The sequence below is a fragment of the Cupriavidus sp. FW305-F7 genome, from assembly GCF_058782875.1.
This window is the reverse complement of sequence record NZ_JBYSYC010000016.1, coordinates 40,585-66,183: the sequence shown is the minus strand read 5'-3', so window position 1 is coordinate 66,183 and position 25,599 is coordinate 40,585. Positions and strand designations below refer to the sequence as shown.

26 protein-coding genes are annotated in these 25,599 nt (G+C 68.8%); 12 read left to right on the top strand and 14 right to left on the bottom strand.

What is annotated here, in order from left to right; all coding sequences use genetic code 11:
• Positions 1 to 171: 171 nt before the first annotated feature.
• The 6 genes from AC3WL8_RS16855 to AC3WL8_RS16830 all read right to left on the bottom strand — a co-directional run bounded on the left by AC3WL8_RS16855 (position 172) and on the right by AC3WL8_RS16830 (position 6,115).
• A complete protein-coding gene (locus AC3WL8_RS16855) occupies positions 172 to 684 on the bottom strand; it encodes a hypothetical protein (RefSeq protein ID WP_013951778.1) in 513 nt (170 codons plus the stop codon).
• A 216-nt stretch (positions 685 to 900) separates the two neighbouring features.
• Complete coding sequence (locus tag AC3WL8_RS16850) at positions 901 to 2,340, bottom strand: acetate kinase (RefSeq protein ID WP_492378469.1); 1,440 nt, start codon at positions 2,338 to 2,340, stop codon at positions 901 to 903.
• A gap of 76 nt (positions 2,341 to 2,416) precedes the next feature.
• Positions 2,417 to 3,274: a flagellin gene (locus AC3WL8_RS16845; RefSeq protein ID WP_492378468.1), complete on the bottom strand. Its 858-nt coding sequence runs from the start codon at positions 3,272 to 3,274 to the stop codon at positions 2,417 to 2,419.
• Between the two features lie 10 nt (positions 3,275 to 3,284).
• Positions 3,285 to 3,983: a C39 family peptidase gene (locus tag AC3WL8_RS16840; RefSeq protein WP_492378467.1), complete on the bottom strand. Its 699-nt coding sequence runs from the start codon at positions 3,981 to 3,983 to the stop codon at positions 3,285 to 3,287.
• On the bottom strand, positions 3,980 to 4,417 hold the full coding sequence (locus AC3WL8_RS16835; protein ID WP_492378466.1) for a hypothetical protein: 438 nt from the start codon (positions 4,415 to 4,417) through the stop codon (positions 3,980 to 3,982). The genes AC3WL8_RS16840 and AC3WL8_RS16835 overlap by 4 nt, the downstream gene beginning before the upstream one ends.
• Before the next feature lie 183 nt (positions 4,418 to 4,600).
• Positions 4,601 to 6,115, bottom strand: coding sequence for a hypothetical protein (locus AC3WL8_RS16830; RefSeq protein ID WP_492378465.1), 1,515 nt, complete (start codon positions 6,113 to 6,115; stop codon positions 4,601 to 4,603).
• A 722-nt stretch (positions 6,116 to 6,837) separates the two neighbouring features.
• Here AC3WL8_RS16830 and AC3WL8_RS16825 point away from each other — a divergent pair.
• The 4 genes from AC3WL8_RS16825 to AC3WL8_RS16810 all read left to right on the top strand — a co-directional run bounded on the left by AC3WL8_RS16825 (position 6,838) and on the right by AC3WL8_RS16810 (position 10,626).
• Positions 6,838 to 7,623 (top strand): GntR family transcriptional regulator, encoded by a 786-nt coding sequence (locus AC3WL8_RS16825; protein WP_013951772.1) that lies wholly within the window; start codon positions 6,838 to 6,840, stop codon positions 7,621 to 7,623.
• A 110-nt stretch (positions 7,624 to 7,733) separates the two neighbouring features.
• The gene (locus AC3WL8_RS16820) at positions 7,734 to 8,774 is read left to right on the top strand and encodes a tripartite tricarboxylate transporter substrate binding protein (protein WP_013951771.1); all 1,041 of its coding nucleotides are present in this window, start codon (positions 7,734 to 7,736) and stop codon (positions 8,772 to 8,774) included.
• Positions 8,771 to 10,057 carry a 3-isopropylmalate dehydratase large subunit gene (locus tag AC3WL8_RS16815; protein WP_013951770.1) on the top strand — a complete coding sequence of 429 codons (1,287 nt, stop codon included), beginning with the start codon at positions 8,771 to 8,773 and terminating at the stop codon, positions 10,055 to 10,057. Before AC3WL8_RS16820 ends, AC3WL8_RS16815 begins: the two co-directional genes overlap by 4 nt.
• Positions 10,058 to 10,104: 47 nt before the next feature.
• Positions 10,105 to 10,626 (top strand): LeuD/DmdB family oxidoreductase small subunit, encoded by a 522-nt coding sequence (locus tag AC3WL8_RS16810; RefSeq protein WP_013951769.1) that lies wholly within the window; start codon positions 10,105 to 10,107, stop codon positions 10,624 to 10,626.
• A gap of 7 nt (positions 10,627 to 10,633) precedes the next feature.
• On the opposite strand, the gene AC3WL8_RS16805 is transcribed toward AC3WL8_RS16810, so the two are convergent.
• Positions 10,634 to 11,329 (bottom strand): phosphoribosyltransferase, encoded by a 696-nt coding sequence (locus AC3WL8_RS16805; RefSeq protein WP_436224488.1) that lies wholly within the window; start codon positions 11,327 to 11,329, stop codon positions 10,634 to 10,636.
• 296 nt (positions 11,330 to 11,625) lie between these two features.
• On the opposite strand from AC3WL8_RS16805, the gene AC3WL8_RS16800 reads away from it, so the two are divergent.
• Positions 11,626 to 11,814, top strand: a complete 189-nt coding sequence (locus tag AC3WL8_RS16800) for a hypothetical protein (RefSeq protein WP_041228500.1) — start codon at positions 11,626 to 11,628, stop codon at positions 11,812 to 11,814.
• Here AC3WL8_RS16800 and AC3WL8_RS16795 read toward each other — a convergent pair.
• Positions 11,793 to 12,692 (bottom strand): LysR family transcriptional regulator, encoded by a 900-nt coding sequence (locus AC3WL8_RS16795; RefSeq protein WP_492378464.1) that lies wholly within the window; start codon positions 12,690 to 12,692, stop codon positions 11,793 to 11,795. The genes AC3WL8_RS16800 and AC3WL8_RS16795 overlap by 22 nt on opposite strands.
• Positions 12,693 to 12,870: 178 nt before the next feature.
• Here AC3WL8_RS16795 and AC3WL8_RS16790 point away from each other — a divergent pair, with 178 nt between their 5' ends.
• Together AC3WL8_RS16790 and AC3WL8_RS16785 are read left to right on the top strand one after the other, a co-directional pair.
• Positions 12,871 to 13,329: a nucleoside deaminase gene (locus AC3WL8_RS16790; protein ID WP_080569576.1), complete on the top strand. Its 459-nt coding sequence runs from the start codon at positions 12,871 to 12,873 to the stop codon at positions 13,327 to 13,329.
• Positions 13,322 to 14,584, top strand: coding sequence for a cyanate transporter (locus AC3WL8_RS16785; protein ID WP_013951764.1), 1,263 nt, complete (start codon positions 13,322 to 13,324; stop codon positions 14,582 to 14,584). The genes AC3WL8_RS16790 and AC3WL8_RS16785 overlap by 8 nt, the downstream gene beginning before the upstream one ends.
• On the opposite strand, the gene cynS is transcribed toward AC3WL8_RS16785, so the two are convergent.
• Both cynS and AC3WL8_RS16775 read right to left on the bottom strand, forming a co-directional pair.
• The gene (cynS, locus tag AC3WL8_RS16780) at positions 14,578 to 15,021 is read right to left on the bottom strand and encodes a cyanase (RefSeq protein ID WP_041228499.1); all 444 of its coding nucleotides are present in this window, start codon (positions 15,019 to 15,021) and stop codon (positions 14,578 to 14,580) included. The two genes, AC3WL8_RS16785 and cynS, sit on opposite strands and share 7 nt — an antisense overlap.
• Before the next feature lie 88 nt (positions 15,022 to 15,109).
• Positions 15,110 to 15,247 (bottom strand): hypothetical protein, encoded by a 138-nt coding sequence (locus tag AC3WL8_RS16775; RefSeq protein WP_013951762.1) that lies wholly within the window; start codon positions 15,245 to 15,247, stop codon positions 15,110 to 15,112.
• 497 nt (positions 15,248 to 15,744) lie between these two features.
• Here AC3WL8_RS16775 and AC3WL8_RS16770 point away from each other — a divergent pair, with 497 nt between their 5' ends.
• The 5 genes from AC3WL8_RS16770 to AC3WL8_RS16750 all read left to right on the top strand — a co-directional run bounded on the left by AC3WL8_RS16770 (position 15,745) and on the right by AC3WL8_RS16750 (position 21,472).
• Complete coding sequence (locus AC3WL8_RS16770) at positions 15,745 to 15,867, top strand: hypothetical protein (protein ID WP_013951761.1); 123 nt, start codon at positions 15,745 to 15,747, stop codon at positions 15,865 to 15,867.
• 39 nt (positions 15,868 to 15,906) lie between these two features.
• The gene (locus AC3WL8_RS16765) at positions 15,907 to 16,224 is read left to right on the top strand and encodes a YXWGXW repeat-containing protein (protein WP_153954323.1); all 318 of its coding nucleotides are present in this window, start codon (positions 15,907 to 15,909) and stop codon (positions 16,222 to 16,224) included.
• 718 nt (positions 16,225 to 16,942) lie between these two features.
• Complete coding sequence (locus tag AC3WL8_RS16760; RefSeq protein WP_013951759.1) at positions 16,943 to 17,899, top strand: LuxR C-terminal-related transcriptional regulator; 957 nt, start codon at positions 16,943 to 16,945, stop codon at positions 17,897 to 17,899.
• Between the two features lie 78 nt (positions 17,900 to 17,977).
• Complete coding sequence (locus AC3WL8_RS16755) at positions 17,978 to 18,907, top strand: glycosyltransferase family 2 protein (RefSeq protein ID WP_013951758.1); 930 nt, start codon at positions 17,978 to 17,980, stop codon at positions 18,905 to 18,907.
• Between the two features lie 495 nt (positions 18,908 to 19,402).
• On the top strand, positions 19,403 to 21,472 hold the full coding sequence (locus tag AC3WL8_RS16750; RefSeq protein ID WP_013951757.1) for a polysaccharide biosynthesis protein: 2,070 nt from the start codon (positions 19,403 to 19,405) through the stop codon (positions 21,470 to 21,472).
• Between the two features lie 90 nt (positions 21,473 to 21,562).
• Here the strand turns inward: AC3WL8_RS16750 and AC3WL8_RS16745 are convergent, their stop codons facing one another.
• From AC3WL8_RS16745 to AC3WL8_RS16730, 4 genes are read right to left on the bottom strand one after another with little or no spacing between them, the layout of a single operon-like run.
• Positions 21,563 to 22,588 carry a GNAT family N-acetyltransferase gene (locus AC3WL8_RS16745; protein ID WP_492378463.1) on the bottom strand — a complete coding sequence of 342 codons (1,026 nt, stop codon included), beginning with the start codon at positions 22,586 to 22,588 and terminating at the stop codon, positions 21,563 to 21,565.
• Positions 22,585 to 23,652: a hypothetical protein gene (locus AC3WL8_RS16740; RefSeq protein ID WP_153954320.1), complete on the bottom strand. Its 1,068-nt coding sequence runs from the start codon at positions 23,650 to 23,652 to the stop codon at positions 22,585 to 22,587. The genes AC3WL8_RS16745 and AC3WL8_RS16740 overlap by 4 nt, the downstream gene beginning before the upstream one ends.
• A complete protein-coding gene (locus AC3WL8_RS16735; RefSeq protein WP_153954319.1) occupies positions 23,649 to 24,401 on the bottom strand; it encodes a phosphatase in 753 nt (250 codons plus the stop codon). Before AC3WL8_RS16735 ends, AC3WL8_RS16740 begins: the two co-directional genes overlap by 4 nt.
• Positions 24,401 to 25,585 carry a DegT/DnrJ/EryC1/StrS family aminotransferase gene (locus tag AC3WL8_RS16730; protein WP_013951753.1) on the bottom strand — a complete coding sequence of 395 codons (1,185 nt, stop codon included), beginning with the start codon at positions 25,583 to 25,585 and terminating at the stop codon, positions 24,401 to 24,403. Before AC3WL8_RS16730 ends, AC3WL8_RS16735 begins: the two co-directional genes overlap by 1 nt.
• Between the last annotated feature and the right edge of the window lie 14 nt (positions 25,586 to 25,599).

Sequence of the window (25,599 nt, the reverse complement as noted above, 5' to 3'; positions counted from 1 at the left end):
GGGCAAACCGGGAAAGATCGGAGTGTTGCAGCAGCATCACACCGGAACCGCGCAGGCAGTTCCGGTGTGAGCCGGGGCGCGCGAAAGGATGCGCGTCAGGGCGCGCCACAAGGGCGCGCGTAAAGAGATGCGACAGCGCTGAACAACAACCAGCGGCGATAAGCCGATGGCTCAGGGGAAAGCCGGTACAGCCGGGTCCAACCCCGCAAAGCTGGCTTCCGGATGCGCGTTCGCGAGCAGGGTTTCGATTTCCTCGACACGGCTGCGCGGAACGTCGACCATCAGCAGGATCTTGCCGGCCTCGATGTCCTTCTCGAATGCACGCAGCCGGCTGTTGGGTGCCGAGCTGCCAATCATGCTCGAGGCCCATGCGCCAAATACCGCGCCTAGCACCGCCAGCACGCCGACGAGGCCCCACTGCGGGGTGTCGCTGACAATCGGGAACATCGCCACCACCACGCCGGCCACGACGCCCACGCCGCCGCCCACCATCAGGCCCATCTCGGCGGCATGCACGATGTCGGAGGTCTGGAACAGGTTGGCTTCATGCAGGCCCGTCATGTCGGAGCCGTCGCGCGCCACGAAGTGGATGTGGCTGTTCTCGAGGCGGGCAAGTAGCAGGTCGTCCATGGTGCGACGGGCACTCGCCAGGTCGGGCAACAACCAGAAGATGCGTTTGCGCATGTCTCTCTCCTTTTTCAGGCCGCACCACCGGTGAGTTTGAACCTGGTAAGAAAGTACCGCTGGCGGCGCGGGGATATTTCTTTGTACGCCGTTCAAGGGGCCAGCGCAAGGCGCGATTCCGTACCTGCGCACCCTGGCCGCGGATGTGATGCGCACGCGTAGCCCCGCACATGCGGGGCACGCGTCACGTCAGACGAAAATGCGCAGAAAGGCGCGTCAGAAAGTGATCGGCAGGCGCAGATTCACCTGCAGGTCGGGGGTGTCGCGCGTCAGCCCCGCCCCCACTGAAAGGTTCAGCGTGTAGCGGTTGTTGAAGCGGTACGAATAGCCCACCAGCAAGGTGCCCTGGGTCACGCGCACCGAGCCCGGCACGGTCTGGCCGTTCTGCTTGGTCGGCCAGATGATGGCCTGGTCATAGCCGATGCTGAACGACGCCTTCTCATTGAGCGACAGGCCCATGCCAAAGCTGAACTCGAAGATGTCGCCCGGGGCGATCTTGCCGAGATTCTCCTTCTCGCCGTTCAGCACGGTGCGGCTCACGTTGTCGCGCGCAAAGTTGTGCAGGTAGCTGAAGGTGCCGAAGAACACCGCCGGGTCGGTCGGCAGCAGCCAGGTGACGCCGGGCTGGATCGCCTGGAAGCCGGTGCCGGTGGGCAGCCCGAGCGGCAGGCCGGTGCCGGTGGCATTGCCCACGCAGCGCGTCACGCAGTCGGTCACGACCTCGAACGGGTCCGTGCCGGTATTGGACTTGTAGCGTAGCCAGCCGACGAAGTACGGTATCTTCTCGTTGCCGTAGTTGAGCTGGTAGCGCACCGTCGCCTCGACGTCGCCGATGCCGCTGCCGCTCGCATTGAACACCCTGTCGACGGCCGTGCCGGTGAAGACCTCGCGGCTGACGGTCTGGCCCGATGAATGCACGTAAGGCACCTTGGCTTCGATTTCCAGCCGCTTGGTCAAGCCGTAGCGGAACGCGACCGACGGGATGTAGGTCGAGGTCTTGACCTCGCGCACATCGACCAGGCCGATCAGGATGGCCGGGATGACCGTGTAGCCGACCAGCGCGACGCGGTTATTGGACGAATAGCCGTACTGGAAGCCGGGCTCGATCACCAGCTTGCCCTGGGCGGTCAGCACGCCGGGCTGGTCGATGATCGGCGCGATCTCGGGCGGACGGCGGTCTTCCTCCGGCGGGCGGCCCACGGGTTCTTCCAGGGCCACGGTCTTCCCGTCGGCGGACTCGCCCGCCTGCGGACCCTGGGCCATCTCCTGCGGCGGCTGGAGAATGATCTGCTGCGGGTTGTTGACCGCGTTGGGCGCTGACTGGGTGGCGCTGGCAGCGGCCGCCGCGGTGGCGGCGTTGGTGGCGTTGTCGGACGGCGACACGCCGGGCCCCGCGCGCTGGCCGCCGCGCTTGTTGGCCAGCACCTCGGTGCCGATCACGTTGCGCAGTTCGCGGATCACCGCCTCCTGTTCGGCCAGCGCCCGCTTCATGGCGTCGAGCTGGGTGGCCTGTTCGGCGAGCTCCTTCTGCAGTGCTTCCAGTCCGGCTGCGGGTGGTCCCGCGTCCGGCGGCGTCTGGGCCTGCGCCAGGCCGCCGAGTAACAGTAACGTCGAGCATCCCGCATTGCGAATGCCCTGCATCGACCGCTTCTTCATGACGTCTTCCTCCCCCGGGACGGCAGACTGTTCTTGCAGGAGCCTGCGACCTGTACTGCCCGATGCCTCGCTACGACTACCTCATGCTTGCGGCCCGCATCAGCGCGCCGTTAAGCGCGGTGTTGGCCAATTGAGACCGGAATGCCTGCAGCGTATTCACGCTTGCGTCGATTGTCATCAGGCTCCGGATGCTCTGGTTGTTCAATGTGTTCTGGATCACCGTCGCGGGCGTACCCGCCAGTGATCCGACCGCGGCCGCATTGCCCGGGCCGTTCTGGATCACGTTCAGCAGCCCGTTGCTCACGACCTGGCCGGTGGCCGTATTCACCACCGTCACGGGCAAGCCGGCCGCACCGCTGGCGCCCGAACTGGCCCCGGACGCGCCGGTACTGCTGGCCGATGCGCCATTCGCCGCCGAGGTGGCGCTGCCGCTGGCGCCATCCGCGCCTGCCGTCACCGGATTGGCCGCCAGCGCGTTGGCGACCGCAGCATTGGTGCTGGCAACGATGGCCGGACCCAGCGTCGAGGCAAGCCGCGCAGCCTGGTCGGCGGTGATGCGGCTGACATCGGGGATGTTAATGCTGGTGGCAACCACCAGGGCCCCGTTGATGTACACCGCGCGTTCGATACCGAACGAAACCTGCAAGCCCGGCACTTCGAAGCCGCCCCGCATGTCGTCGAGTTTTTCGTGTGCCACCGGTTTCCAGCCGGCCATGCTGCCGCGTGCGGCAGCCAGAGGGTTTTGGTCCTGCCCGTCGCTCGCAGGCATGATCTCCTGCGATGGAAGCGCCGACGCGTCGAGGGCGTCGGGCTGTGGCAGCATGGTGGCCTGCGCCGTGCCGGCACAGGCCAACCCGGCGCCGAGCAGCATCGCCGCGGCCGCATGACCGGCGCTGCGAGGGGCTGCTGGGGTCGGGAAGGAAGTCTGCAACATGATGCGTTCCTCAAAAATCGCCCGCGCCATGCTTGGGCATGACGGTGAAGAACAGGCTATCCCGGTTGACTCCCATCCAGTAAGGGCCGCTGGGCGCCACGCGCCAGTCGGCTGCAAGGTTGAACCGCGCCCGTTCGGTGCGGTTATGGATCACGAAAAGCAGCTGGCTGTCCCAGATCTGCTCGAAATGCTCGCGTGACAACGCACGCGTGCCGCGTGCGGGATCGCCGATCAGCACGCGGTCGCCCTTCACGCCCTTGACCACCACGAAATGGTGGTAGCCGTTCTCCACGATCAGCACGATGGCTGGCACCTGCGTCTCTTCCAGCTTGGACAGCGGCAGCTCATAGCCGTCGGCCTCGTAGCCGAGCGCAGCCAGGAAGCGCTTCATGTCGAGCAGCGAGAACCCCTCGGCGCGGATCTTCTGCTGGTCGCCGTTGAGGTACATGTTCTGGAAGACCGTGGCCTCGTTCACCGGATGGCCGTACTGGTAGCTCAGCAGCGTGGCCACCGCGGCCGAGCCGCAGCTGAAGTCGTACTGCTGCCGGATCGTGGACTTGAAGCGCGCCTCGCGCACGCTCGTGACCCGGACGTTGTAGGGCTCGCCGACCGGCCCGTAAATCACGGTGTCGGCAGCCTGGGCACACGGAACGCCCCCCGCGGCCAGCACGAACGGTAACGATGCCAGCAGGTTTCGCAGCGGCTTCATTGCTTGAACTGAACGTTGACGATCGTGGCGTTCTGGATCAGTACGTTGGAGCCCGAGTTCTGGATCGCGGTGGGAATCCCCGTCGCATTCGAGAAGGCTCCGTCCGTGATGTTGTTCGTGCCGGACAAAATATTGACCGCGGCGTTGTCGGCCACGGTGCCGTGCAGGCGCATATCGTTGACTGTGACTTCGGCGCCGCCACGGATGTCATCCAGTTTAGACACGGGAACAGCTTTCGCCACCCCTCCGAACAAAGAGGTTGCGGCCGCCGGCTGCGCTGTGGTGGTTGCCGCCGTGTCTGGCGCTGTGCCAGAGGCAGCGCGCGCTGCTGCCATGGTGGCGTCCAGCCCTGGCGGCTCAGCGTGCGCCTGCAGCACTGGCCAGGCGAGTAAGACCGTCGCGAATGCCCCGACGGCGAAGCGGACCGATTGCATGGTGTCGTCTCCCCTTGCCTGCTGGCCGCCCCCATCCGGGCGGCCGCCAGGCAATCAGGCTTGCATGGGCATGACAGGACCCGCGCGCCCGCACACAGGATGCGGGCGCCGGTCCTGCCGGCATGAGTGCGAGCTGCCGGTCCGGCCCGGGCACAAGGCCCGGGCCGGACCGTGGCTGCGCCCTTACCGGTTGCCGCCGACCTGCAGGTTGGCCTGAACGTTCACGCTTTGCTGCACGAGCGAGGCAGCGCCGCTGTTCTGGTTGGCCATCATGATGCCCGCCGCCGTCTGACCAACGCTGGTCATGGTGTTGGACATATTGAAGGTGCCCGCGTCGACATAGTTGTAGCCGCCAGCACCACCCGCGCCGCCGACTGCGCCGTTGCCGGTGCCGCCAGTGCCGCCATTGCCGACGCCGCCGGCGCCGCCGGCGCCGCCTGTAGCACCCACAGCACCGTTGCCGGCCGTGGAGCTGCCATTGGATGCCGAGCTCGATGCGCTGCCGTTGGTGGCCGAACCGCCAGCGCCACCCGCGCCGCCAACGCTGGCTTGCGTGCCGCCTGCTCCGCCAGTGCCGGATGCCGCGCCCGCCGTTGCCGTCGAAGTCGCCGCGCCGCCTGCGCCACCGCCACCGCCGGTGCCGGTGCCATTGCCGCCGGCTGCGCCTGCGCTCGCCGTTCCGGCACCGCCCGTACCGCCAGTCGCGGTACCTGCGCCGCCCGAACCGGAGCCCGCACCAGCCGTGTTGGTACCGGTCGCGGCACCGCCTGCGCCGCCTGCGCCGCCAGTCGTGGTGTCAGTACCCGCACCGTTGGCATTGCCACTGCTGCCACCCGAGCCGCCGGCCGAACCTGCCAAGCCGCCCAGGGCACCGCTGGCACCCAGGCCACCACCGCCGATCGCGCCGGCACTGCCGCCGCGGCCGCCGGCGCCGAGCGATGCGCTCAGAGCGCCGCCGCCCTTGCCATAGGCATCGCCACCGCCGCCGCCCTTGCTGCCCGCTGCGGAGAGCGCGCTGCCGCCATATGCCTTGCCGTCACCGCCACCGCCGGCCCAGCCAATCGCCTTGCCGCCGGCGCCGCCATCACCAGCCGTGGCGCTACCGTTGGTGGCGTTGCCATTGGTGGCGCTGCCGTTGACAGCGCTGCCACCGGAGCCGCCGCTGCCGCCGGCACCGCCGTTGCCGCCATTGCCGCCGTGCCCGCCTTCGCCGGTACCGCCATAGCCGTAGCCGCCGCGACCGCCGGCTGCACCATTGGCGTTACCCGAGTTGGTGGCGTAGTTGCCAATCGGGCCGATCGTGTTGCCGGAAACCGTGCCATTCAGCTTGCTGATGGCCAGTGCCTTGCTGGTGTTGAAGGCGTTGCTGACGCTGGAGGTTGCGCTGCCGCCGTTGGCGCCGGCGTTGCCTACGCCATGGTCAAAGTCGATCTTGCTCTTGTTGTTTGAGTTGGTCGTGGTCTTGGTCTTGCTAACGCCAACCGTGGTGGTCTTGGTGTTGGTGCTGCTGTCATTGGCCTGCACCGCGGTCGAATTTTCGTTCGCCGCCGCACCGCTGCCACTCTGCGTCGAGTTCGCTGTGGCGGTTTGCGTGTTGTCGCCGCCACCTCTTACCACGTCGTTGTTATTGGTCGGATTTGCCCAGGCCTGTCCCGCAAATGCCATGGCGATAGCCGACGCCAGTAAGGTCTTTTTCATACGAAGCTCCCAGGAGAATTGCACAGTGTCACAGCGGCTCAGCCTCCGGCCGGCGCTCTTGCGAGGAACAACGGCTGGAGGTTCAGGTCCGGCACCCAGCCAAACCAGACTCCCCCTGCGCATAATCGGTGCCAGCCGCGCCGCCTGCGGCGCCAACTCCTTGTATTACAAGGCCTGCCCGGCACTCTAACGGGAACTTTCCGCTGACTTGCGCGATCGCTAGCGCCCTCGTCGCTGTGCACGGCAGACGACATGTCACACTGCTGTGACACGGCCACTCCCAGCCCACCTGAGGGGGGGCCGGAGTGGTCAGAAAACGCCTTATTTTTCAGTGCCTTATGCAGGCAGTCAGGATTTGCCCGAGGCGCGACCGTACGTATCGGGACTGAAACACGACGCCGAGGGTGCCGTCACCGCCGCCCGTGTCAGGCATCCCACATTGCAGCAGCAGCCCCGATGTCATGTCCTCGCCGCCCGGCACAAGCCCGGTCCGCCGCGCCGGCCTGGTCCGCCCAGCAACGCATGCAGCAGCGCCGAACCGACTTCACCCGCACTGGCGCAATCAGCCAAGGGGCCTTGGCGGAGACGGGATGCGTCACCGCAACACTGCGCCGGCGACGTTGTTCCGCAAGCGCCACTGCGGCTATCCATGCTAGGCTCTATGTCTGATTTAAAGTACATTAGAGGCATTACAGACTTGTCATCTCTCCGCAAGGGAAACCATGAGTGAAGCCGTCGTTCCCCTGTATCACCAGATTTACGTCGTATTGCGCCAGCAGATCGTGGAAGGCCGCTTCGGCCAGGGCCCCTTGCCGGGCGAGATCGACCTGGCCAAGCAGTTCCACGCCTCGCGCGTGACCATGCGGCGCGTGTTCGACCGCCTGGTGCAGGAGGGACTGGTGCGCCGCCACCGCGGGCTTGGCACCTTCGTCAATCCGCATCCGGTACGCCCGGCGGCGGCGGCCGGCGAGGAACGCGGCACCAGCCTGCTCGACAACATCATCGACATGGGCCAGAAGACGTCGGTGAAGGTGATCTCGATCGACGAAGTCCATGCCACGCCCGACGTGGCCGAATCGCTGCAGATCGAGCCGGGCGATCCGGTGGTGAAGATCGTGCGCGTGCGCCACTACCGCAACCGGCCGCTGTCGCACATCACGGTCTACCTGCCCGCCGACCTGGGCCGGCCGATCACGCGCCAGTCCCTGGAAGAGCGGCCGGTGCTGCGCCTGCTGGAGGCCGGCGGCGTGAAGCTGGGCCGTGCCACCCAGGTGCTGTCCGCGCGCCTGGCCGACGTGGTGGTGGCGCCGCTGCTGGACGTGCCGGTAGGCGGCGCGCTGCTGGCGGTGCGCCGCGTGGTCAAGGACGCGGCCGGGCGCCCGGTGCAGCTGCTGCTCGGCCAGTACCGCCCGGACCGCTATGAATACCGGATGGAGTTGTCGCCGGCCGGCGTGGACAGCGCCAACGTCTGGGTGGAAAGCGAAACCCGCCCGGGCCTGCGCGACTGACCCCGCGGACCGCCGCCGATTTCCCGCGGGCGGCGCTGCCAGGGATGCGCCACGTAACGTTCCGGGCGATACTGCGCATCTCTGATCACATCAAGCGAGGAGCCGTCGCCATGCCAGTGTTCCGCCTGGTCCCGTCCAGCCCGACCCGTTCGCCTTCGATCCCCCGCCGCGCCGCGGTGCAGCGCCTGGCCATGGCCAGCCTGGCCGCGTGCGCGCTGGCCCTGCCGCTGTCCGCCGCCGCCCAGGGGCATCCTCAGGTGGCAGGCGGCAAGCCGATCCGGATCCTGGTGGGCGCGCCCGCCGGCGGCACCACCGACACGCTGGCGCGCACCATCGCCCAGGAAATGTCCCAGGAGCTGGGCCAGCCGGTGGTGGTCGAGAACCGCCCCGGCGCCGGCGGCAATATCGCCGCCGACCTGGTCGCCAAGAGCGCGCCGGACGGCAGCACACTGCTGATGAGCTTCACCAGCCACACCATCAACGCCACGCTGTACAAGAAGCTGCCGTTCGACCCGGTGCAGGACTTCACCCCGATCACGCTGGTGGCCACCGTGCCGAGCGTGCTGGTGGCCACGCCGAAGCTGGCGGCCAGCAACGTGCCCGAGCTGATCCGCCTGGCGCGTTCCGAACCGGGCAAGCTGAACTTTGCCATCGGCTCGGTGGGCTCGTCGCTGCACATGGCTGGCGACATGTTCAAGATGATGACCGGCACCTACATCGTCAATATTCCGTACAAGGGCACCGCGCCCGCGCTCACCGACGTGCTGGCGGGCCAGTGCGACCTGATGTTCGCCAGCACCATCAACGTGCTGCCGCACGTGCGCGCGGGCAAGCTCAAGGTGCTGGGGGTGACCAGCCCCGCGCCGCTGCCGCAGTTCCCGGGCGCGGCGCCGATCGGCGCCACCGTGAAGGGATTCGAGTCGAGCGCATGGTTCGGCCTGTTCGGTCCGGCCGGCATGCCACACGACGTCACCCAGGCGCTGTACCAGGCCGCGCGCAAGGGGCTGGAAACACCTGCGGTGCGCAAGCGCCTGGAGAACGACGGCGCGCAGCCGATGGGCACGACGCCCGAAGCCTTCGCCGCATTCGTGAAGCAGGACGTCAAGCGCTGGGCCGCCGTGGTCAAGTACTCGGGAGCCTCGCCGGAATGAGCCACACCCCCGCCACGCTGGCGCAGAAGCTGGTGGCGCGCGCCGCCGGGCTGGCGCATGCAGAGATCGGCACGGTGGTGATCTGCCGGGTCGACCTGGCGATGTCGCACGACTCCAGCGGCCCGCGCCGCGTGGCGCCGCTATTGCAGGAGCTTGGCACCGGCGTGTGGGACCCGTCGCGCTACGTGGTGGTGACCGACCATTTCGTGCCGGGCGGCGATGCCCAGGCCGAGTCGATCCTGCGCTTCACGCGCGACTGGACGCGCCAGTCCGGCGCCCACTTCATCGACGCCGAAGGCATCTGCCATGTGGTGCTGCCCGAGCGCGGCCATGTGCTGCCGGGCCGCCTGATTGTTGGCGGCGACAGCCACAGCCCCACCGGCGGCGCCTTCGGCGCCTATATGTTCGGCGTGGGCGCGACCGAGATGGCCGGCGTGCTGGCCACCGGCGAGATCTGGCTGCGCGTGCCCCATACCATCCGGCTGCAATGGGACGGCCAGCTTGCACCGGGCGTCTGCGCCAAGGACATGATGCTGTTCCTGTGCGCCACGCTCGGCATGGGCGGCGGCCGCTACGAGGCGCTGGAGTACACCGGCAGCGCCGTCGCCGCGCTGCCGATGCAGGAGCGCATGACGCTGGCCAATATGAGCGCCGAGCTCGGCGCGCAGACCGGCCTGGTGGCGCCCGATGCGGTCACGCTCGGCTGGCTGGCCGAGGCCGGCGTGCCGGCGCAGACGCTGGCCGCGATCGACCTGGCCCACTGGCGCACCGACCCCGACGCGCCGGTGCTGGCCACCCACCGCTTCGACGCCGCGGCACTGGTGCCGCAGGTGGCGGCGCCGCACTCCCCGGCCAACAGCGCGCCGGTAGGCCAGGCCGCCGGCGAGCCCGTGCAGATCGCCTACCTGGGTGCCTGCACCGGCGCCAAACTGGAAGACCTGCGCATGGCCGCGCGCGTGCTGCGCGGGCGCCACGTGGCCGCGGGCGTGACCCTGCAGGTGGCGCCGGCCTCGCGCCGCGACCAGCTGCTGGCCGAGCAGGAGGGCACGCTTGGCATCCTGACTGACGCCGGCGCCACGTTGCTTCCCAACGCCTGCGGCGCCTGCGCCGGCTATGGCGCGGCGCGCTTCCCGGCGGGCAGCCGCGCGATTGCGTCGACGGCGCGCAATTTCTCCGGGCGCATGGGCGACGTCGGCAGCGCCGTGTGGCTGGGCTCGCCGATGACCGTGGCCGCCAGCGCCGTCACCGGCCGCATTACCGATCCCCGCACCCTGCTGGAGTAACGCTGCGGGCCTGACTTAGTGCCCGCCTGGCGGGACAGACTTCTTGCATGACCTCTGCTATCGCCCCCGCCCCCGCTGGCCGCCTCTGGCGCTTCGGCGACAACATCGACACCGATGCCATGGCCCCCGCCGTGCTGATGAAATCGCCACTGCCGGTGCTGGCCCGGCATTGCCTGGCCTCGCTGCGCCCGGAGTTTCCCGGCAGCGTGCGCGCCGGCGACGTGCTGGTGGCGGGTGCCAACTTCGGCATCGGCTCCTCGCGCGAGCAGGCGCCCCAGGCACTGCGCGAACTGGGCGTGGGCGCCGTGGTGGCGCAGTCCTTCGGCGGGCTGTTCTATCGCAATGCCATCAACCTGGGCCTGCCGGTGCTGGTCTGCGCCGACACCAGCCGCCTGGCCGACGGCGCGCACGCGGTGCTGGACCTGGCGTCGGCACAACTGCGCCTGGACGACGGTAGCCTGGTCGCGTGCGAGCCCATCCCTGACTTCCTGCGCGCGATCCTGGCCGCCGGCGGGCTGGTGCCGCACCTGAAGGCGCGCCTGGGCAAGGGCCAGGCGGACCAGGGCTGAGCGAACCTCAGCGCGCAGGCGGCGCCGCCGCCGCGCGCAGCAGGGCCAGCGCCTCTTCGTCGCTGGTCTGGGAGAAATCCAGGTAGAACGCGCCAACCGCGCCGAAACTGGGTGGCGTGTTCAGGCAGATCACCTCGTCGGCCGCGGCCGACAGGCTAGCCAGCCCCTCCCCCGACCCCACCGGCGTGGCCGCCACCACGCGCGCCGCCCCGGCCATGCGCACGCTTTCAAGCGCGGCGCGCATGGTGGCGCCGGTGGCCACGCCGTCATCGACCACGATCACCGTGCGCCCGGCGCGCGCCGGCACCGGCGCACCGCCGCGATAGCGCTGCTGGCGCCGCGCGATCTCGTCGAGCTGGCGGCCGCGCTCGGCATCGAAGCTGCCGCTTTCCACGGCGCGCCGCGCCCAGGGATCGTCATTGACCACCGTGTGCGGGCCGCCGCCGCCGGCATCGCCCTCCACCACCGCGCCCAGCGCCAGCTCGGGATAGCCGGCAGCGCCGATCTTGCGCACCAGCAGCACATCCAGCTGCGCGTCGAGCGCGCGCACCACCTCGAACGCGACCGGCACCCCGCCGCGCGGCAGCGCCAGCACCAGCGCGGGCTGGCCCAGTTGTGCGGCGCCGAAACCCAGCTCAGCCAGGCGGCGGCCCAGGTACAGGCCAGCCTCGCGGCGATCGGCAAAGCATGGTGGCATCGACATGGCACGCTCCGAAAGGTCAGCGGCACTCGGGCCGCGCTGGCCGCAACGCAAGCGGCGCAGGCAACCCTCAGCCAAATATAGACCCTGCCGCGCACGGCGTTGGCACAAGTCGCCGGCGGCACCCAGGCGCGGGCAACGCCGGGCAAGTCGCCCCGATTGGGCCCGATTGCGCAACAGTGTGTTCAGGCTGGGGTGGCTGACTGCGCCGCGCTGCAGCATTAGGATGGCTGCACGCGTTGACAACGCCGATCCGCAATTTCCGGGTGCAGTGCCCGGCCCTTGAGAATGAGCCTGACATGACTTCGCCATCCAACCCCCGCGCCCAGCTTGCGCGCCCCGACCACCAATCCGCCCCCGAAGCCGGCCCCCTGGCCGCGCCCGACATCCCGTTCGGCTCGCTGGAAGCCGCGGCGATGGCCGAGCTGCCCTACACCTTCCGCCCGGCCGGCACCTGCACCCGCTACTACAACGAGTTCTTCGGCTGATCCGGCGGCTCGCCCGGTCCCATCACGGTCTCGCATAGCGCGGCCAGCCGTGCGGCCATGTCGCGCGCCGCGGCCGGCAGATCCGGCTGCGCGTGCAGGCTGAGCTCGACGTCGGGCACCGCGGCGGGCCAGCCGTGGTCCTCCAGCACCTGGTGCTGGGCCGTGGCCAGGCGCCGCGGCAGCAGCGTCACGCCCAGGCCGTCGGCCACCGCGGCCAGGATGCTGGCCAGGCTGGCACTGACAAAGGCCACGCGCCAGCGCCGTCCGCCGGCGTCGAGCGCGTGCGTCATCTCGCCGCGGTACAGCCCGCCCACCGGAAATGCCACCAGCGGTACCGGGTCGCGCGCCACCGCCGGGCGGCCGCGGCTGTCGATCCAGCACAGGGGCTCGGGCCAGCTGGCCAGCCCCGGCGCCTGCCCGACCCGCTGCTTGACCAGCACCAGGTCCAGTTCCCGGTCCTGGAAGCGCTGCCACAGCTCATGGCTCATGCCGCTGGTCACCTCCAGCCGCATGCCCGGCCAGTCATCGGCAAACCCGGCCAGCACCGGCGTCAGCGGCCGCGCAGCAAAGTCCTCGGGCACGCCGATGCGGATCTCGCCCTGGCCAGCGCTCTGGCGCAGCTGCCCCACCGCCTCGGCCATCAGCTGCTGGAGGCGGCGCGCGTAGCCCAGCAGGCGCTCGCCCTCGGGCGTGGTGGTGACATAGCGGCCGCCGCGGTCCAGCAGCACGCAGCCGAGCTGGTCTTCCAGCCGGCGCACCTGCTGGCTGACCGTAGACTGGGTCAGGTGCACGCGCTGCGCGGCGCGGGTAAAACTGCCGCTTTCCGCCACCGCGACAAAGCTCTGCAGCAGCACGGGATCGAGGCGAGGGTCGTGCATGGCCGGTTTATCCATTGATTTTTCCACTGCCGGCGATTTCATCATTTAATTTCCCAATTACCAAGCCCCCGCGTACAGTTGGCACGCTGCCCCGGCCCGCGCCCTGCAGCCGCCGGGAACGCCCCTCAAAGACCCATGCCGCCCTGTTCGAGAGCATGCACTCACTTCTTTGCCAACCATGACCACTCACCAGGAATTCATGCGCGAGGCGATTCGCCTTGCAGCGGCCAACCGTGACCGTGGCGCGCGCCCCTTCGGCGCGGTGCTGGTGCTCGACGGCGAGGCCGTCGCCACCGGCGTCAACGACATCGTCCACAGCCACGACCCCACCACCCATGCCGAGATGGAGGCGGTGCGCGCCGCCGCACGCAAGCTGGGCCGTCCCGACCTGCGCGGCAGCGTGATCTACGCCAGCGGCCACCCCTGCCCGATGTGTCTGGCGGCGATGACCATGGCCGGCGTGCAGGCGGTCTACTACGCCTTCGACAACCAAGATGCGGCGCCCTACGGCATGTCGAGCGACGCCGCCTACCAGGCGCTGCGCCTGTCGCTGAACTCGCCGCCACTGCCGCTCACGCGGGTGCCGGTCGATCTCTCTGCGGCGCAGCTCTACGGCCCGCGCGCGCCCCGTGGCTGAGGGCGCGCGCGGCGCCAACGGCAGCGCGGTCCGCAACATCCGCACCACCCCGCGCTGGCTGGTGCTGGCCGCGGTCGCCGGCATCGGCCTGAACCTGCGGCCGTTCCTGACCGCGGTGGGGCCGCTGGCCCCGGCCATCCGCACCGGCACCGGCCTCAGCTACCAGGGCATGGCCTGGCTGACCTTGCTGCCGATGCTGCTGATGGGTGTGGGCGCCTTCTTCGGGCCGGCCATCCGCGAACGGCTGGGTGCGCGCGCTGCGGTGCTGGGCGCGCTGGCCTTGCTGGGTGCCGGCTGTGCGCTGCGGCTGGGCGTGGCGGACGGCACCTGGCTGATCGCCTCGGCCGCGCTGTGCGGGCTGGGCGTGGCCGTGGTGCAGGCCGCCTGCCCGGGCCTGGTCAAGCAGGAATTCCCGGGGCGCGTGGCGCCGGTGATGGGGCTGTACTCCGCCGCACTGATGGGCGGCGGCGCGCTCGGCGCGCAGCTGTCGCCCTACGTGACGGCGCTGGCCGGCAGCTGGCGCGATGCGCTGGCGCTGTGGGCCATGCCCGCGCTGGCAGCCTTGGCGCTGGCCTGGGTGGCGCTGCCGCGCGCCGCGGCGCGCGGCCCCGGGGTACCGGCAAGCCGCCCGGCGGGGGCAACTCGCGCGCTGTTGCGGCGTCCGCGCACCTGGCTGCTGATGGCTTGCTTTGGCGTCATGAACGGCGGCTATGCGTCGCTGGTGGCGTGGCTTGCGCCGTTCTACCAGGACCACGGCTGGAGCGCTTCGGCGAGCGGGTCGCTGGTGGCGCTGATGGCGGTGGCGCAGGCCGCCGCGGCACTGCTGCTGCCGGTGCTGGCCGCACGCAGCCTGGACCGCCGCGCCTGGATGGCGCTGGCGCTGGCCATGCAGGTGGCGGGCTTCGGCGGACTGGCGCTGTGGCCCGACGCCGCGCCGCACGCGTGGGCCGTGATCGGCGGCGCCGGCCTGGGCGGCTGCTTTGCCTTGTACCTGGTGGTGGCGCTGGACCACCTGCCGGACCCCGACAGCGCCGGCGCGCTGAGCGCCCTGATGCAGGGCGGCGGCTTCCTGCTGGCGTCGCTGGCGCCCTGGATCACCGCCATGCTGCACGAACGCACCGGCGACTTCGCCGCCGGCTGGTGGTACCACCTGGCCTGCGCCGCGCTGGTGGGCGTGCTGACCATGCGCCTGGACCCGGCGCGCTATGACGTGTCCTTTGCGCTGCCGCCCGTGCGCGCAGTCGCCCCTCAGTAAGTCTTGTAGGGCAGGAACTTGCCCGACATCTCGATGCGCACCCGGTCCCCGTTGGGATCGGGCTCGCGCTGCAGGTCCATGCGGAAGTCGATCGCGCTCATTATGCCGTCGCCAAACTCTTCATGGATCAGCGCCTTGAACGTGGTGCCGTACACGCTGATGAGTTCGTAGAAGCGGTAGATCAGCGGATCGGCCGGCACCTGCGTCGGCAGCGAGCCCTTGTACGGCACCTCGCGCAGCCAGGGCTCGGCCTCGGGCGGCAGCCCGAACGCCTCCATCACCGCGCGCGCGCCGGCGGCGTCGAATGCCATCTGGCCCAGGCACGCCGCGGTTGTCCATTCCTTGCTGCGGCCGACGCGCTCGGCCACCTGCGCCCAGGTAATGCCGCGGGTGACCTTGGCTTCGATGATGAGGTCGGTGACGTCGCTGCGGTTCATGCTGACTCCATGACAGTGGTAGGTTGGATGGAACCACTCGGACTGCCACGGCGGCAGGGTGGTCATACCACCCCGGCGTCAGCCCATGTCAGCGTGTCAGCGCGGGTTCGATGATGGCCGCGGCGTCCACGGGCGCCATCTCCTGAGGCAGCGCGAACAACGCCGCGGCGGGCGGCGACAACCCCTGCAGCCATTGCAGGGCAAGCACGATGAGCATGACCGGCATGACGCCTCCTTCAAGCACACGAGGCCACTTCCGACTGGTATAGCCCATGGCGCAAGCTTCATGCCATTTCCGCCCCACTGAAATGCGCGCCTGAAGTCCCGTGACGGCACCACGATGGCGCCGTGACGCTACCAGTACGCCCTTCACCGGGCCATGCCGAGGCATCGCGCACCATCGCGGCGTACCCGTTTCTGCGTGCCCAGCCAGACCGCCCACAAAGCGTGCAACGCCCGCGCCGGGGCCCATTGCCTTGCGAGAATTATTTCCGGTGTAACGTCACATTACCTCCGACCCGGCACGCGAACACCACGCCATGGGCCTGCCGCCATGCGCGCAATGCCTTGATACGCAAGGGCTTCCGGGATGCCGCGCGCTCGGCGCAGGCCTGCGCCAGCGGGACAAGCCCATGTGAGACAGCCTTACAAGTGCAAGCGCGCAGTGCGGGGCCGGCTCGCTACATTGAAGCCGTGTCCAACGCGAACCCGCCAGGAGTCCATATGAAACGCGCCCTCTCGCTGGTGGTGCTGCTGTCCACCACGGCCGCACTGCTGTCCGCCTGCATCGTAGTGCCACCGCGCGGCGGGCCGCCGCCGCGCTACCACCACTACGACCGCTATTGATCGATCCAGCCACTTCCAACCGCCCCAAGGAGAATCCACATGAAACGCCAGCTCCTGCTTGCCGCAGCCGTCCTCGCCACGGGCGGCGTCTTCGGACTGACCGCCCCCGCCGAGGCCCAGCCGGTGGTGGTCGCCCACGGCTATGGCCATCCGCCCCCGCCGCCGCGCTATGAACCGCACCCCGCCGCGCGCCGCGGCCAGGTCTGGGTGCCGGGCCACTGGGCCGCCACCGGCGGGCGCTACGACTGGCGTGGCGGCTACTGGCAGGCGCAGCGTCCAGGCTACCGCTATGTGCCCGAGCGCTGGGTGCGCGGCCCGCACGGCTGGGTCATGCGCCCCGGCCACTGGGCCCGCTGACGCCTCCGCGGGCGGACCTGCCGGCCGGCCCCGGGCCCGCCGCCCTGCCCTCCCGGCAGGCGGTGGCAAGCCCGGTGCAGGCCGGTGCAGCCGACGCCGCAGGGCTCATCCCGAGGTGGGAGACGTCTCTCATCCAGAAGCATTAGGCCATGCGCCCGACCTGCCTGAAAATCAGGCAGGCCTATTTCGAAAACACATATGAAAGCGGCGTTTCATGATTGGAGCAATCCGCCGCAGATATATTACCGATACCCCACGATGGGGTTAAGAACACTACTTACGAGGGGTGTCAATAATGCTATCTGTTTCAGTGCTGCAACCAAATTAAATCCGGATGTCACATCCATGAAACCTCCTGGACCCCGCGCCAGCGCGGCGTTTGCGGAACCTGGACCGGCGCATTTGGGTGATTTTTGAAAGGATTATGTATGTCCTTTCATTCCCACCCCTACTCGTCCCAGACCGGCCTGCTTGCATTCCATTCAACCAGCCCATAAGATGAATTTAAGCCGATTTAGGAGCGAGAATCTTTCGGGTCCGGGTTCGGGTCAACCTTCCAGCCGCCGACAAGTTCCATCCAGAAGAACGGGACTGCGGGAGCATGGAAGCATGGGGGTCAGACAAGCAGCCAGTCGCCGCGGGTGACTGCTGTCCTGCAATGCCCCTCCATACGCAAAGCGCCCCGCAGTCCGCTCCCGAGTAACGGGGAGTGAAGACAATGAATGCGTTGCTGATCGAGGAGCATCCACTGCTCCGGCTCGGGCTGCTGCAGATGCTCGAGAACATCCAGGAGTCCGCCCAGGTTGCCGCCATTGCGCCTGCGGACATCGCCAGGCTGGATTCCCGGCACCACAATGCCGACCTGCTGGTATTCGGCATGCCCGCCGATGTGGGGTCTGGCTGGCCGCAACTCGAACAGGCCCGCGAAGCCCTGTCGCCGCACCGCATCCTGATCCTGGCGGACATCTTGCCATTGCATGTGCCCAACGCGGACAGCGCACGCGGCGTATGCGGCTGCCTGCCGAAATCCGCTTCGCTTGCGGTGATCGAGGCGGCCATCCGGCTGGCGGTGTCAGGCGTGCAGGGGCTGCTGTTCTCGGCCGAGACCGGCTCCATGCCGTCGGCGTCGCGCTCGGCCATGCCGGCGGTGCAGTCGCTGGCCTCGGCCGCGCCGCTGCCGCTGAACCCTGCGCACGCGCTCACAGGCGAGCAACTGTCGCTGGTGGCATGCGCCGGCACGCCCGGAGCCGCGCGCACCACCGTGGCGGTGCGCGACCTCACCTGCCTGCGGCCGGGGCAGCCGCTGTCGGCCCCGGCTTCCACCAGCCCAGCGCCGCTGGTCGAGGAAGAGCCCAGCTACGACGAAGCCGAAATGCTGAAGATCACGCCGCGCCAGTACGAGGTGCTGGTGCTGCTGGCACGCGGCTACCCGATCAAGACCGTCAGCCGCATGCTCAATATCTCGGTGGCCACGGTCAAGAGCCACGCCTGCACGCTGTACCAGCGCCTGAAGGTACGCAACAAGGGCGAGGCCGTCTATGCCGCCCTGCAGCGTGGCGCGACGCTCGAGTGGGTCAGCGGCGATGAACGCCTCACGCGCGGCAGCAACGCGCGCCCGGTGGTTGCATCCCGCACCAGCGACGCCGCGTTCCAGGCCGCCAGCCCGGTGCTGTAATTCAGGACCCTGCGCCGCGCCCGCACCAGACGGGCCGGCGCAGGCGTCTGCCATCTGCCGAACATTGGAGGGGTCACCATGCCGGCAAGCTCTTTCCTGCCCACCGTTTCGGTGTGCATCTCCACGTGCGACCATCCCGAGCAGCTGCGGCACACGCTGCAATCGGTCGCTGATTCCACCATGCCGCCGCACCAGCTCATCGTCACCGACGACAGCAGCGGCTACGACACGCGCGAGATGATGCGCCGGGACTATCCGGACATCACCTACCTGGAAGGCCCGCGCCGCTCCAGGGCCGCCAACCGCAACCGCGCCCTGCGCGCGGCCACCGGCTCGCACGTACTGTTCCTGGATGACCAGACCCTGCTGGGCGCAACCTTCCTGCAGCAGATGACCGAGTCCGTAGCCGACGACCATCTCCGGCGGGCCACCGCCGGCTGCGCGACGCCGCTCATCCTGACCGGGACCGAGGTCTGCCAGGGGCGGCGCGGCGCTCCGCGCAAGCCGGCGTTCCTGGGCTACCCGACACTGGACTACCGCCGCGGCGAGCGCCTGTGCTCGGTGCTGTTGCACAGCGCGGTGTTCCCGCGCGAGCTGTTCGAGAACCTGTCGTTCGACGAGCACCTTGCCGTCGGCTACGACGACCTGGAACTGGCCGCACGCGCGGTGCAGGAATTCGGCTACCGCATTGAGATGGTCCCGAGCGCAGTCAACCAGCGCCTGCCATCGGTGTCGGCCGACCGGCCGTGCCCCGCCAGCGACGCCTCACGGCTGTATGTGGCCTGCCGGCGCTATGACCATGGCCCGGAGCACCCGCTGAAGACGGCATTGTTCCTGCTGTTGGCCCTGCCGCACGACCTTGCGCACCACCTGCGCGCAGCCGGCCTGCGCGGCGCCGGCACCTTCTATGACACGGCGACTTGCCTGTGGCAGCTGCTACGCGGCCCGCGACCAGCCGGGCGCCAGGGGTCAGGGACCGGCCTCAGCGCGCCACTGCCGCGCGACTGACCGCCACGCAGGCCCGGGGAGCGTACCCATTTCTGCGCTCCCTCGCCAGCGCCTGTGCTGCAACGCACGTACCCGCATTGCAGCGCCTGCGCCGCGGCAATAACGCCCTTTCCCCGTGCTCCCTCTGCGCCAGCCTGCCATGGCGCGATCGATGACGACACCAGCTGGCGGCAATGGCATGCGTACCCGTTTCTGCGTGCCCTGGCCCATCGCCATTCCACGTTCGGCAGCGCACGTAGCCCGATTGCGCCACACCACGCAGAAACGATAGCTTTGCAGGAAAGCGGATTCACGCCGGCACACGGTGATGCGTGAACCCACGGCGACCCATGGCATCACAGCCAGTCGCAGGCTGACGCCGGCGCCTTCCGGGCAGAAGAGCCGTGCAATGGACACACCGATATGGATGCATCGAGCGGTTCCCGCCAGCCAGAGCCTGTGGGCCATGCGGGTAGCAGTGACAATGGCAGCGGTGGTGTTGCAGGAGTTCCGGGCATGACAGCCCCGCGCTCCCTGCGCCTGCTATCCCTTTCGCGCCGCCAGAAGATCGTGCTGATGATGACGGTCGACCTGCTGGCCCTGCCCCTGTGCTTCGCGCTGGCCCTGCTGCTGCGCTCCGGCAATCAGGAGCTGATCGTCCAGTACGGCCTGCTGCCGCCGCTGTTCATCGCGGCGTGCACGATCCCGGTGTTTTCGTTCAGCGGCCTGTACCGGACCGTGCTGCGCTACATCGACCTCAAGGTGCTGTGGGCCGCCGGCATCAGCATGGCAGCCATGGTCGGGCTGACCTACGCCGTGTCCTTTCTCATGAATGACAGCCGGCTGCCGCGCGCCGGCCTGCTGATCTACTGGTTCATCGCCTTCGCCTACGTCGTGATCTCGCGCTTCCTGATCCGCGCCATGCTGCGGCGCACTGAGCTGTGGCGCAGCGCCCGCGGGCGCCCGACCCGGCGCGTGGGCATCTTTGGCGCCGGCGAGGCCGGCTTCCAGCTCGCCAACGCCATGCGCGCCAGCGTCGACCATGAGGCCGTGTGCTTCTTCGACGACGACCTTTCGCTGGACAACCACACCTTCACCGACCTGCCGGTGTTCCATACCTCGCGCATGCGGGAGCAGCTGCAGCGGCTGGGCATCGACGAAGTGGTGCTGGCGGTGCCTTCGCTGTCGCCGGACCGGCGCAAGCGCATCCTGGACAAGCTGCATCGATACGCCGTGAGCGTGCGCACCCTGCCCACGCTGCTCGAGCTGGTGGACCGCAAGATCACCATGCAGTCGATCCGCGAGGTCAAGGTCGAGGACCTGCTTGGCCGGCCAGCCGTGCCGCCGCGCGAGGCGCTGTTCGCCAAGTGCACGCACCGCAAGGTCGTCATGGTGACCGGCGCGGGCGGCTCCATCGGCAGCGAGTTGTGCCGCCAGGTTGCCACGCAGCAGCCGCGCAAGCTGATCCTGTTCGACCATTCCGAATGGGCGCTGTACATGGTGGAGCAGGACCTGCGCCGGAACTTCCCCGGGGTGCCATTGCTGGCGCGCATCGGCTCGGTGTGCGACGCCAATGCCGTGGCCGCCGCCATGCAGGGCCAGCAGGTCGATACCATCTATCACGCCGCGGCCTACAAGCACGTGCCCCTGGTCGAGAGCAACATGCCCGAGGGCATTCGCAACAACGTACTGGGCTCGCTCACCATCGCCAACATGGCTGACCGCTTTGGCGTGCAGACCTGTGTGCTGATCTCGACCGACAAGGCCGTCCGCCCCACCAACGTGATGGGCGCGAGCAAGCGCATCGCGGAGCTGATCTTCCAGGCCGCGGCGGCACGGCCCGGCACCCGCACGGTCTTCGCGATGGTCCGCTTCGGCAATGTGCTGGGGTCTTCCGGCTCCGTGGTTCCCCTGTTTCGCAGCCAGATTGAAGCGGGCGGGCCGATCACGATCACCCACCCCGATGTCATCCGCTTCTTCATGCTGATCCCCGAAGCCTCGCAGCTGGTGATCCAGGCGGGCGCGATGGCCCGCGGCGGCGAGGTGTTCGTGCTGGACATGGGGCAGCCGGTGCGGATCGTGGATCTGGCCCGGACCATGATCGAGATGGCCGGGCTGGTGGAGCGCACCCCCAAGAACCCGAACGGGGACATCGAGGTCAAGTTCGTCGGCCTGCGCCCGGGCGAGAAGCTCTACGAGGAGCTGCTGATCGGCGGCAATGTCACGCCCAGCGACCACGAACGCATCATGTGCTCCCAGGAGCCAAGCCTGGAGGAGGCGGAGCTGCGGGAGATGCTGACCCGGCTCTACGCGGCCTGCGACGCCCGCGACGAACTGAAGATCCAGACGATGGTGCAGGCGATCGTGCCGGAATACGCCCCGTATACCTCGCTCGACGACGCCAGCCGCAAGCCGGTGCCTGCTGCCGTGCCCGCCGAAAGCGGCCAGGCCATCCAGGACACGCCGGACGACGCCAGGGTGCCGCGCCAGGTCGTGCTGCGCCGGGTCGCGTCCCACGCGCTGGGCCAGCCCGAGCTGGCCAGCGAAGCGAAGCCGGTGTCGCTCTCGAGCCCGGGCAAGCTCTGATTCGCCATCCCCCGAGCGCTGCTTGCCAGACACGACAGCCGCCTCAAAGGGCGGCTGTCGTTCGTCATCCGTGCCCGGGCCCTGCCGGGCCTACCGTCGATAGGCAGGGAAGTATCCGCTCAGATCCTCAAGCACCGAGGGCGTGCCGTCGCACAGCGCCAGGTACTTGCCGGGATCCACTACCACCCGCTGCGTGCGGAATACATGGGTGTCCGGCGAAAACCCGCGCTTGAAGCGGAACAGCGAATCCTCGGCCGAGCCGCCGAGGCCTCCGCCGAGGTGGTAATAGCGGTGGCCTTGCTCCCGTCCCCACTGCCGGATGGCGTGCAGCATGATCTTGCTGGGCTGACGGTGCCGGTAGCGTGCGTCGATGCCCATCAAGTGGCCTTGAAGAATGCCGGTGCCGTCAGACACCGTGACGGTCGCGCCGCCGATGATGACGCCATCCTCCTCCGCCACGAACAGCCGCAGCCGGTCGCCGAGCTCCCGGGCCAGCGTGTAGTGGTAAGCGTCGTCGAAGAAGTAGTAGTCGGAAGCACGCAGCCGGTCCATCGATGCGTTGTAGAGACGGATGAAATGCGGCAGCGTTTCCAGGGTCTCGTCCAGCCGCACCGTGACCCCCGCGCGCATGGCCTTGGAGATCTCCAGTCTGTGCCCGTGCGAGGTGTCGTGCCAATGCTCGGCCTCGCTCTTCGAGAGGTCGATCGAGATCGTCATGCCATGATCGACCAGCGTGCCGACGGCGCTGCGCCATGGCGCGTTGACAATCGGATTCAGCCGGATGAAGCATGAAACACAGCCGCGCCCGCGCAGCAGTTCCAGGGCCTCGGACAAGGCGGTGTCAATGAACGCGTCCGGCGCGTCGTCGCTGACGAGCGGGCCGGCAAACCCGTAGGGCGAACTTGCATCCCAGTCCTTGCCGTTGATGTCGCGGTTCAGCAGCGGCACGAACAGTTCATGGCCGTCATCCATGACGTGGATGGCAAACGCCTTGCCACTGCCTTCATGTTGCGCCGCCCGCAGCCATCCCGGCATATGGTGGCTGTCGTGCCGGCAACGCTGCAGCACGTCGAGCCACTCGGCGCTGGAGGTCTCCAGCAGATTGATCTTCATCATCGTCGGTCCTCGTCGGAAGTATCGGGATTTGCGGCAATGCTGGCGGCGATCTGCAAGATGATCTCGCCGAGGCGCCCGATGTCGTGCAGGCCGTAGCGGTAGTCGGCATGAAGGACCAGTATGCGCCCGCACAGGCGGTGGTTGTCCTCGGGGACGCCGGGCCAGGTCATGGGCCAGAGCACCGCCGGATAGACATCCGCGCCGATCAGCCGTTGCCGGACGCGCTCGCGCTGCGGCGCATCGGCGCACAGCAGGATGCCAAAGGCCGGCGTTTCCCGCCATTGCATGCCGGCGGGCAGGGCGGCGTGCGGGCCGGCGAAACAGCGGGCCAGCAGCGCCAGGTTCTCCTGCCGCCGCTGCCGCATCCAGCCAAGATCGACGGCCGGCGCCAGCACGCGCGTCAGCGCCGATGGCCCGGAGATTTCGGCATCGCTGCGCAGATTGCCCTCGGCCTCGGCGGCCAGCGCCAGGTAGGCCGCCTTGGCGACCTGCGCGCCGGCCAGGTACGCCGCCTTCATCGCCATGGCTGCGGCCATGCTGGCGGCGGCGCGCACATGTGCCGGCGTGGGCGCAAGCGAACGTGCAAACGGCTGCCCGGGCGGCGGCCGCACCAGTCCCCCGTCGGGCACCGGCAGGGTCTTGCGCAGCGACGCAAACACATAGTCCGGCGCCCGCGCGTAGGACCAGGTGGCGAGCAGGTCGTGGGAGCGGTCGAGCAGGACGCTGCCGCCCTGCACCTCCACCTCGGCCTGCAGGCCAAAGTATTCCGGAACGATCGCGGCCTCGTCGTCGCCCAGCGCAAGCTGCGCCGGGCCGCCGAACGGAGCATGCGGATACATGCGCACGTCGATGTCGCGGGCGATGTCGTCCAGCACCGCATGGCAGTAGTAGCTGGGCGCATAGAGCCGCCGCCATCCGTGCGAGCGCCCGTGCGCCACCATCGCGCGCAGCGCATCGCGGCCGGTGCCGGTCAGCAGGTCGCCCGGGCGCAGCCAGGCCTCACCGCCCAGGGGGACGGCGGGGTCGAGCGGGAAGAATGAGCCGAATTCCGTGGCAGATTTCATGGGTGCCGTCCAGCGCGCTCAATGAGAACTTCATACGACGGCCATGCGCTGTGATGCCGGCGCCGATGGGGGACCTGCCCTGACGTGTCTCTCTCACTCCAAAACCCGACGGAGATGACCCGCCTTCCCGTTGCCGGATCCGGGTCGATGCTGCGCCAGTATTCGCCGGTCGCTCCCGTCCAGAGCATGACGCGGCTGCGCAACGCGCCCTGCAAGTCTTCGACGGCGTCGCGCGGGTCGAACAGCAGCGCCACCGGCACCAGCAATGCCACGGCCGCGCCGACGTGCAGAAAGCCAACCGGCCGCCAGCGCCACAGGGTCACCCCGGCAACGGCAAACCCGACCCCCAGCCCGATGAGCGACTCACCGATCGTATGGTGAAAATCCGTCACCAGCACCACGGGCATGAACAAGGCCAGCCCCACCCCAGTCGCCAGTCCGAGCCATGCCATCTGCCTGCCCAGCACGGAACCCAGCAGCATCAGCAGCACCGGGTACACCGCTGCGGTCAGCATGGCGTGCCCGCTGACGCTGTAGACGCCGATGGTCGGAAGGGACCAGCCGGCGTAGCTGAACGCGGACTTGGCCGCCATCAGCAATGCGCCGCCGACGCCGAACGATACCGCCCAGCGCAGCGCGCGCCAGCCTTGCCCGGCCACGACGAAGCAGACCGCGACCCAGGCCACCAGCGGCAATGCCACGCGGCTTTCGCCGAAATAGAGGTAGTGGTTCCACAGGAAAGTCGCCATCAAGCCGCCACGCGCGTTGCCTGTTGCATCACGCTGCGCACCACCTGCCCGGTCATGCGCACTTCATCATCCGTGAGCGTGGGATGCACAAGGAACATCAGGCTGGTCTCGCCCAGCGCGCGCGCTGCCGGCAGCCGTGCAGGCGGGCGCAATCCGGTGCCGTCGAAGGCCTTCTCGAGGTAGACCTCGGCACAGATGCCCGCATAACAGGGCACGCCGGCGGCATTGATGGCAGCCATGATGCTGTCGCGGCTCCAGCCCTCGGCGAGGCCCCTGGGCTGCACGAACGCATAGAACTTGTACCAGGCATGCTCGATCCCGGCTGGCGGCAGCGGCACGTGCAGAGCATCGCAAGCACCAAGCGCATCTGCCAGCGCCATGGCGTTGGCGGTGCGCCGTTCGTGCCAGTCAGCCATGCGCCGCAACTGGATGCGGCCGATCGCGGCCTGCATCTCGGTCATGCGCCAGTTGGTGCCGAAGGCGTCGTGGACCCAGCGGAAGCCTGGTGGATGCGCGCGGCCATGCATGGCCTCCCAGCTCTTGCCGTGATCCTTGTATGACCACATGTGCGACCACAGCTCGCGATCGTCGGTGGTGACCATGCCTCCCTCGCCCCCTGTGGTCATGATCTTGTCCTGGCAGAAGGACCAGGCCCCGATATGGCCGATGGTGCCGACCATGCGTCCCTTGTAGACGGCGCCGTGCGCCTGCGCGCAGTCCTCGATCACCTTGAAGCCGTGCTCGCGCGCCAGCGCCATGATGGGGTCCATGTCGCACGGCATACCGGCCAGGTGCACGCAGATGACGGCGCGCGTGCGCGGCGTCAGCGCGGCCGCGATGGTGTGGGCGCTGAGGTTGCCGCTGTCCGGATCGACGTCCGCGAACACCGGCTTCGCCCCCGCATTGACGACGCATGAAACGCTGGCCAGGAAGGTGCGGGGCGCGACGACCACCTCGTCGCCCGGCCCGATGTCCAGCGCATGCAGCGCCACATCGAGCGCCAGCGTTCCGTTCGCCAGGGTGACGGCGTACTCGGCGCCGCACCATGCCGCGAACTCCTTTTCGAAGTCGCGGCACTCGGTGCCGGTCCAGTAGTTGACACGGTTCGAGAGCAGCACGCGCTGCACTGCCTGCGCCTCTTCGCGGCTGAAGCTGGGCCAGGGCGAGAATCCGGTATCGAGCATTGGCAATTCCCCAA